This window comes from Yinghuangia sp. YIM S09857 (assembly GCF_051388915.1).
Classification (GTDB): domain Bacteria; phylum Actinomycetota; class Actinomycetes; order Streptomycetales; family Streptomycetaceae; genus Yinghuangia.
Genome location: NZ_JBPKBH010000001.1, coordinates 643,102 through 649,613, shown reverse-complemented (window position 1 = coordinate 649,613; position 6,512 = coordinate 643,102). Strand labels below are relative to the sequence as shown.

The 6,512-nt window shown below is 72.0% G+C and carries 5 protein-coding genes and 1 pseudogene; 2 read left to right on the top strand and 4 right to left on the bottom strand.

Going from position 1 to position 6,512, the window contains the following annotated elements; translation table 11 throughout:
• The 4 genes and pseudogenes from ACRX5S_RS02755 to ACRX5S_RS02740 form a co-directional block, all read right to left on the bottom strand.
• Positions 1-558 (bottom strand): annotated as a pseudogene (locus tag ACRX5S_RS02755) (acyl-CoA dehydrogenase); the annotation flags it as partial.
• Positions 559-560: 2 nt separating this feature from the next.
• The gene (locus tag ACRX5S_RS02750) at positions 561-1,703 is read right to left on the bottom strand and encodes an acyl-CoA dehydrogenase family protein (RefSeq protein WP_436771046.1); all 1,143 of its coding nucleotides are present in this window, start codon (positions 1,701-1,703) and stop codon (positions 561-563) included.
• A 328-nt stretch (positions 1,704-2,031) separates the two neighbouring features.
• Positions 2,032-2,490, bottom strand: coding sequence for a MaoC family dehydratase (locus tag ACRX5S_RS02745; protein ID WP_436771045.1), 459 nt, complete (start codon positions 2,488-2,490; stop codon positions 2,032-2,034).
• A gap of 111 nt (positions 2,491-2,601) precedes the next feature.
• Positions 2,602-3,516: a LysR family transcriptional regulator gene (locus tag ACRX5S_RS02740; RefSeq protein ID WP_436771044.1), complete on the bottom strand. Its 915-nt coding sequence runs from the start codon at positions 3,514-3,516 to the stop codon at positions 2,602-2,604.
• A gap of 163 nt (positions 3,517-3,679) precedes the next feature.
• Here ACRX5S_RS02740 and ACRX5S_RS02735 point away from each other — a divergent pair, with 163 nt between their 5' ends.
• Together ACRX5S_RS02735 and ACRX5S_RS02730 are read left to right on the top strand one after the other, a co-directional pair.
• A complete protein-coding gene (locus ACRX5S_RS02735; protein WP_436771043.1) occupies positions 3,680-5,236 on the top strand; it encodes a 3-hydroxyacyl-CoA dehydrogenase in 1,557 nt (518 codons plus the stop codon).
• A 103-nt stretch (positions 5,237-5,339) separates the two neighbouring features.
• Positions 5,340-6,500, top strand: coding sequence for an acyl-CoA dehydrogenase family protein (locus ACRX5S_RS02730; RefSeq protein ID WP_436771042.1), 1,161 nt, complete (start codon positions 5,340-5,342; stop codon positions 6,498-6,500).
• The last annotated feature ends 12 nt before the right edge of the window (positions 6,501-6,512 follow it).

The following is a 6,512-nucleotide window of genomic DNA, read 5'->3' as shown; positions in this document are numbered from 1 at the left end:
CCCCGCCCCCTCACCCCCCCCCCCCCCCCGCCACCAGTTCACCATGATCCGGGACGAACCCGGCGCAAGCTTCTCCGTGTGGCGCAGACTGCCGCGCACCGCGACGCGGGCCAGCGGGTAACCGAACGCGGAGGGCAACGGGGTCGCGTCGTGCGTGTCCAGGTCGCCCGCGACACAGTGGTCGGGTCCCGCGATGAGGATGCGTCCGGCCTGCGCGCCGTACCGCACCGGCCCGGCGGCGTCGGGGGCGGCCAGGACGACCGGCCCGTCGTGCGCGGGCAGGCCGAGCGCGGGCAGGACCAGCAGGTGCGGGACGGGGGTGATGGCGCCGAGTTCCCCGCTGATCTGCTCGACGGCGAGGACGGCGTCGAGCGGTCCGGCACCGGGGTCGGCGAAAAGGTCCAGGAATCCGCCGGTGCGCAGGGCCGATTCGAGCGCGTGGTCGTAGTCGCCGCCGACCGCGAGTGCGCGGGAGCGCGCGACCCCGGCGTACCGGCCGAGCAGGGCGCCCAGCGCGTCGCGCAGCGCTCGCTGGGTATCCGATCGTTCGAAATCCACGGCTATTCCTTGGGAAGTTGGAGGATCAGGCGGGAGATCAGATTGAGCTGGACCTCATAACTGCCCGCGGCGATTCCGGCACCCAGCGAATTGCGGAACTGCGCGTCGCCCGGCGACTTCTCGACGAGGGCCTCGGCCCCCATGACGTCGAGCGCGAGGTCGCCGACCGCGCGTTCGGCCTGCACCATCGCGGCCCGGGCCTGGTACGCCTTCGGGGAGGGCTCCTTCGCCTTGGCCCGCTCGTCGATGACCCGGTAGACGAGCACGCGGGCGGCCTCGCACAGCGCGCGGGCCTCGCCGAACTGCTCCCGGATCCCGGGGTCGGCGAACAGCCCGGCTTCGCGGCACCAGGCGGCGAGGCCGTCGAGGACGAGGGCGGCGCGGGCGTAGCGCGGCGCGCCCACGCGTTCGTACGCGAGGGTGCGGCGCACGATGTCCCAGCCCTTGTTCTCCTCGCCGAGGCGGCATTCCAGAGGGACGCGCACGCCGGTGAGGAAGAGTTCGTTGAACGAGTCGTTGCCGACGAACCCCTCGATGCGCCGGACCTCGACGCCGGGCGTGTCGAGCGGCAGCAGGAAGACGGAGATGCCGTCGCGGCCCTCGGCCGGGGAGCCGGTGCGCGCGAGCAGGAAGCAGTAGTCGGCCTGGTGCGCGTACGAGGTCCAGATCTTCTGGCCGTCGATGACGTAGCCGTCGCCGTCCCGGACGGCGCGCGTCTTCAGGGCCGCGAGGTCGGTGCCGGCCTCGGGCTCGGAGAAGCCCTGGCACCAGAACACCTCTCCTCGGGTGATCGGCGGGAGGAGCGTCTTCTTCTGCTCCTCGGTGCCGTATTTGATGATGGCGGGGCCGACCCAGTTCACGTTCATGTACTGCGGGCCACGGGGTTCGCCGCGCTTCCACATCTCCTCACCGAGGACGAAGTGCTGCCACGCGCCCTGGCCCCCGCCGCCGTACTCCTCCGGCCAGTGCGGGGTGAGCCACCCGCGGTCGGCCAGCCGGCCCACGAATCCCCGTGAGAAATCGGTGAACACCGCGCTGCCGAGACCGAACTCGGAACGGTTCCAACCGTCGGCCAATTCGCGATCCAGAAATTCGACCAGGTCGTTCCGAAACGCGGCGTCCGCTTTGCTGAACGCGAACTCCACCAGTTCCTCCCTGTCGTGCGTTCATGCGCCCCGGGCGGATTGCCGCGGCGGGCGCATATTCGGGCGCCGCACTTGTCCGTGGATATCGACCGGAGGAGGCGCCTCGGGAAAAGAGTACACTCTATTGAGTACATCAACAAGTCGGGGCGGAACCACGGGCAGGCGCCGGCAGATGAGTATCCTCAAAGTGGGTCCGTGAAGGCGCCTCACGTCCGGAAGGCGAAGGCGCGTCGCCGGCGCATCGCAGGAAGGCGGCCGTGCGCCGAGCCGACGGGCCCAGGAGTTGACGTCAGGAGCTGAAGCCGGAAGTTGAAGCCGGGAGTTGAAGTCAGGGGTAGAAGTGGGTCAGCGACTCCGCGACGCACGCGGGCTTCACCGAGCCCTCCAGTTCGAAGGTGAAGGCGCGGTGCATCCGGACGCCGCCCCGGGCGACCTCCTCGACGGCGGTCACCGCGGCGTGCAGGCGGACCCGGCTGCCGACCGGCACCGGCGCCGGGTGGCGGACCCTGTCCATGCCGTAGTTGAGCGCCATGCCCACGCCGGTGACACGCAGGAGTTCGGCGCACATCGGCACGCCCCAGCTCAGCACCATGTAGCCGTGCGCGATGGTCCGTCCGAAGGGCCCCTCGGCCGCGCGTGCGGTGTCGACGTGGATCCACTGGTGGTCACCGGACACCCGGGCGAACGCGTCGATCATCTCCTGGGTGACCTCCCTCCACGCCGAGTGTCCGAGGTCCCGCCCGGCGAGCCTGGTGATCTCCGGTATGCCGTCGACGGTCAGTGCCACTGTGAACTCCGGTGTGCGAGAGGGGCGATCGGTTCCCGCCGACCCTCGCATCCCACTACGGAACGGGTCCAATACCGAATAACGGTCGTATCGATACCATATTCGTCTCAATCAGCCTTGATCGGTCTCAGCGAACTCCGGTGTGGGCAGCACCTGTTCGGCCACCGCGAGAACCGAGCGCAGCGCAGCGGACGGGTTGTCGGCCCGCCACGCGAGTGCGGCCCGGAGCCGGATCGGCGCGCCGTCGAGCGGCCGGTAGGCCAGCCCGGTCTGCTGGATGTGGCGGCACGAGGTGAGCGTGAAGGTGACACCGACGCCCGCCGCCACCAGCGCGAGGATCGTGTGCGAGTCCGGCGCCTCCTGGACCACCACCGGGAGGAACCCGGCGGCCTCGCAGGCCCGGACGGTGGCGTCGCGCAGCGACGACCCCGCGTTCGCCGGGAAGCCGACGAACGGCTCCTCGGCCAGCGCGGCGACCGGGATGCGGGCGTGCCGGGCGAGCGGGTGGTCCGAGGGCAGCGCGCAGATCAGCTCCTCCTCGTGGATCACCCGGGCCCGGACGCCGGGACGGTTCACCGGCAGGCGTACGAAGCCGAGGTCCAGCGCCCCTTCGGCGATTTGGGCCAGGGCGACGTTCGCGTACGTCTGGCCGGTCAGCACCAGCTCGATGCCCGGGTGCGCGGCGCGGACCGCGCGCGTCAGCCTGGGCAGCGACTCGTGGCTGGACGCGCCCGCGAAGCCGACCGTGACGCGCCCGTACTCGCCGAGGGCGGCTGCCTTCGCGGCGCGCGCGGCGACGTCGGCGTCCAGCAGGACGGTCCGGGCGGGCTCCAGGAAGGACTGGCCTGCGCTGGTGAGGCGCACCGAGCGGGTGTTGCGCTCGAACAACTGCACGCCCAGCTCGCGTTCCAGGGTGCGGATCTGCTGGCTCAGCGGCGGTTGGGCCATCTGGAGCCGCCTGGCGGCGCGGCCGAAGTGCAGTTCCTCCGCCACCGCGACGAACGCGGTCAGATGGCGCAGCTCCACGGTTCCTCCGTCCCGGGCGGTGCCCGACTGTCCCGAGATTCATAAGTATTGCGTCTCAGTGTGATCCTAATTAGGTATTGGACAGTGATCAATAAGCTTTGGCAGCTTGGGTGCGCGCCCTGTGCGCGCTCCGCCACCCGTCCGAACCCTTGGGGGACTCAACGTGCACATCAGGATCGTCGGCGCCGGGGTCATGGGCCGCGGCATCGCCCAGTGGGCGGCGACCGCGGGCCACACGGTCGAGCTGTGCGACGCCCGCCCGGCGTCGGTGCCCGAGGCGCTGACCTTCGTCGAGGACATGCTGCGGCGCGCGGTGCGGAACGGGCGGATGTCCTCCGAGGACGCGGCGGACGCCCGGGCCCGCATCACCGCGGTCGACGCGCCGACCGCCCCGGGACCGGCGGTGGACCTGGTCGTCGAGGCGATCCACGAAGACCTGGCCGCCAAACGGGAGTTGTTCCGGGCGCTGGAGGACGCGCTGCCCGCCGAGGCGGTATTCGCCACCAACACCTCGTCGCTGACGGTCACCGGGATCGCGGCGGGCCTCGCCGACCCCTCGCGGCTCGCGGGGCTGCACTTCTTCAACCCGGTGCCGCTGATGCGGATCGCCGAGGTCGTGCCGGGGGCCCGCACTCGCGCGGAGATCCCGGGCATGCTGGCCGAGTTCGTACGCGGGACCGGGCATGCCGCGGTGGTCGTGGCGGACACCCCGGGCTTCCTGGTCAACCACGCCGGACGCGGCCTCGCGACGGAGGCGTTTGCCCTCCTGGAGGAGTCTGTCTCCGACGCCGTGGGGATCGACCGCATCGCGCGGGACGTACTCGGGCTGCGGATGGGGCCGTTCGAGCTCATGGACCTCACCGGCCTGGACGTCACCGCCTCGGTCACCGACACGATCTGGCGGGGCTTCGCGCACTCGGACCGGCTGCGTCCGTCCGTGGTCGCGGCCAACCGGGTCGCGGCCGGCCTGCTCGGGCGGAAGACGGGGCGCGGCTTCTACACCTACTCCGGTTCCGGCTCCCGTCCCGAGGTCCCGGCTGAGGCACCGGTCGACGGGGACGCGGATCGACCGGTGTGGGTGCCAGGAGACGGGGCGGATACCGAGGCGCTGCGCCAATTCCTGGGCCGGGCCGGGGTCTTGCTGCGCGATGGCGCCTCGCCGCCGCCCGATGCCGTGGTGTTGGTGCCGACGTGGGGAACGACCGTGGCGGCCGCCGTGGCCTCGGCGGGGCTGCCGGCCGGGCGGAGCCTGGGCGTCGACCCCCTGTCTCTTGCCGCGCGGCGGCGCGTGCTGGCCGTGACACCGGCGACGGACCCGGTGGCGGCGCGCGACGCCCGGGCGGTGCTCGCGCGGGCCGGAGCCGGCGAGGCGCCACGGCGCGTCACGGTCGTCCGCGACACCGCGGGCTCGGTCGCCCAGCGCCTGCTGGCGTCGATCGTCTCGGTGGCCGCGTCGATCGCCGAACGGTCCATCGCCGACCCGGCGGACATCGACACGGCGGTCGTGGCCGGACTCGGCTACCCCGCGGGACCGTTGTCATGGGGTGACAAGCTCGGGGCGCGGCGCATGCTCGCCCTTCACGAGGGCCTGCACCGCAGCACCGGCGACCCCCGGTACCGGCCGACGCGCTGGGTCGCCGAACGGGTGCAACTCGGGCTGCCGCTCACGGAGTCGGGCACGCCCCCGACGCTCACTGAGCGGGTGGCGTACCGCACCTGACCCTGGCCGATCCGGTCGGGTATCGCACCCCCGGCCACGCCCGTCGGGTGTCGCGCCCGACCCCCGCCGCGCCGATCGCGGCGACCACACCAAGGAGGATCCTTTGCGTTCACGGGAGTTCGGTCTCACCGCGACCCAACGCGAGATCAAGGCCATGGCCGCGCAGTTCGTCGACCGCGAGGTCGCGCCGCACGCCCGCGAGTGGGACCGCGCCGAGCGGGTCGACCCGGGCATCGCCAGGCGCCTCGGGGAACTCGGCTTCCTGGGGCTGATGATCCCGGAGGAGTACGGGGGCGTGGACGCGGACATGCTGTCGTACGCCCTCGTCACCGAGGAACTGGGCCGCGGGGACTCCTCGGTCCGCGGAATCGTGTCGGTCTCGCTCGGCCTGGTGACCAAGACCATCGCGGCACACGGCACCGAGGCGCAGAAGAAGGAGTGGCTGCCGCGGCTGGTCCGCGGCGACGCGCTCGGCTGCTTCGCCCTCACCGAGCCCGGCACCGGTTCGGACGCGGCCTCGCTCGCCACCCGGGCGGTGCGCGACGGCGGCGACTGGCTGATCACCGGCGCCAAGATGTTCATCACCAACGGAACCTCGGCCGCGATCGCCCTCACCTTCGCACGGACCGGCGATGCGGGCATCACGGCCTTCCTCGTGCCGACCGACTCCCCCGGCTTCACCGCCCGGGAGATCCACGGCAAGCTCGGGCTGCGCGCCCAGGCGACCGCCGAGATCGGGTACGACGCGGTACGCGTCCCGGACTCCGCGCGCCTCGGCGGCGTCGGCAAGGGGCTGGCCATCGCCCTCGGGGCGCTGACGCGCGGGCGGGTCTCGGTGGCGGCAGGCGCCGTGGGCGTGGCGCAGGCGGCGCTCGACGCGGCCGTGCGGTATGCCCAGGAGCGGCCCCAGTTCGGCCGGCCGATCGCGGGCTTCCAGCTCGTCCAGGAACTGCTCGCCGACTCCGAGGTGGACGTACGCGCGTCCCGTCTGCTGACCCACCAGGTCGCGCGGATGGCGGACGCCGGGATCGAGCCGAAGGACTACGCGGTGGACGCCTCGGCCGCCAAGTACCACGCATCCGAGACCGCGGTGCGGGTGACCAACAACTGTCTTCAAGTGCTGGGGGGTTACGGCTTCATCGACGAATACCCGCTCGGCAGATACCTGCGGGACGCGCGCGTCCTCACCCTCTACGAAGGCACCAGCCAGGTCCAGAAGCTCATCATCGGTCGCGCCCTCACCGGCGTGAACGCCATGGCCTGAAGGGGATTTCGC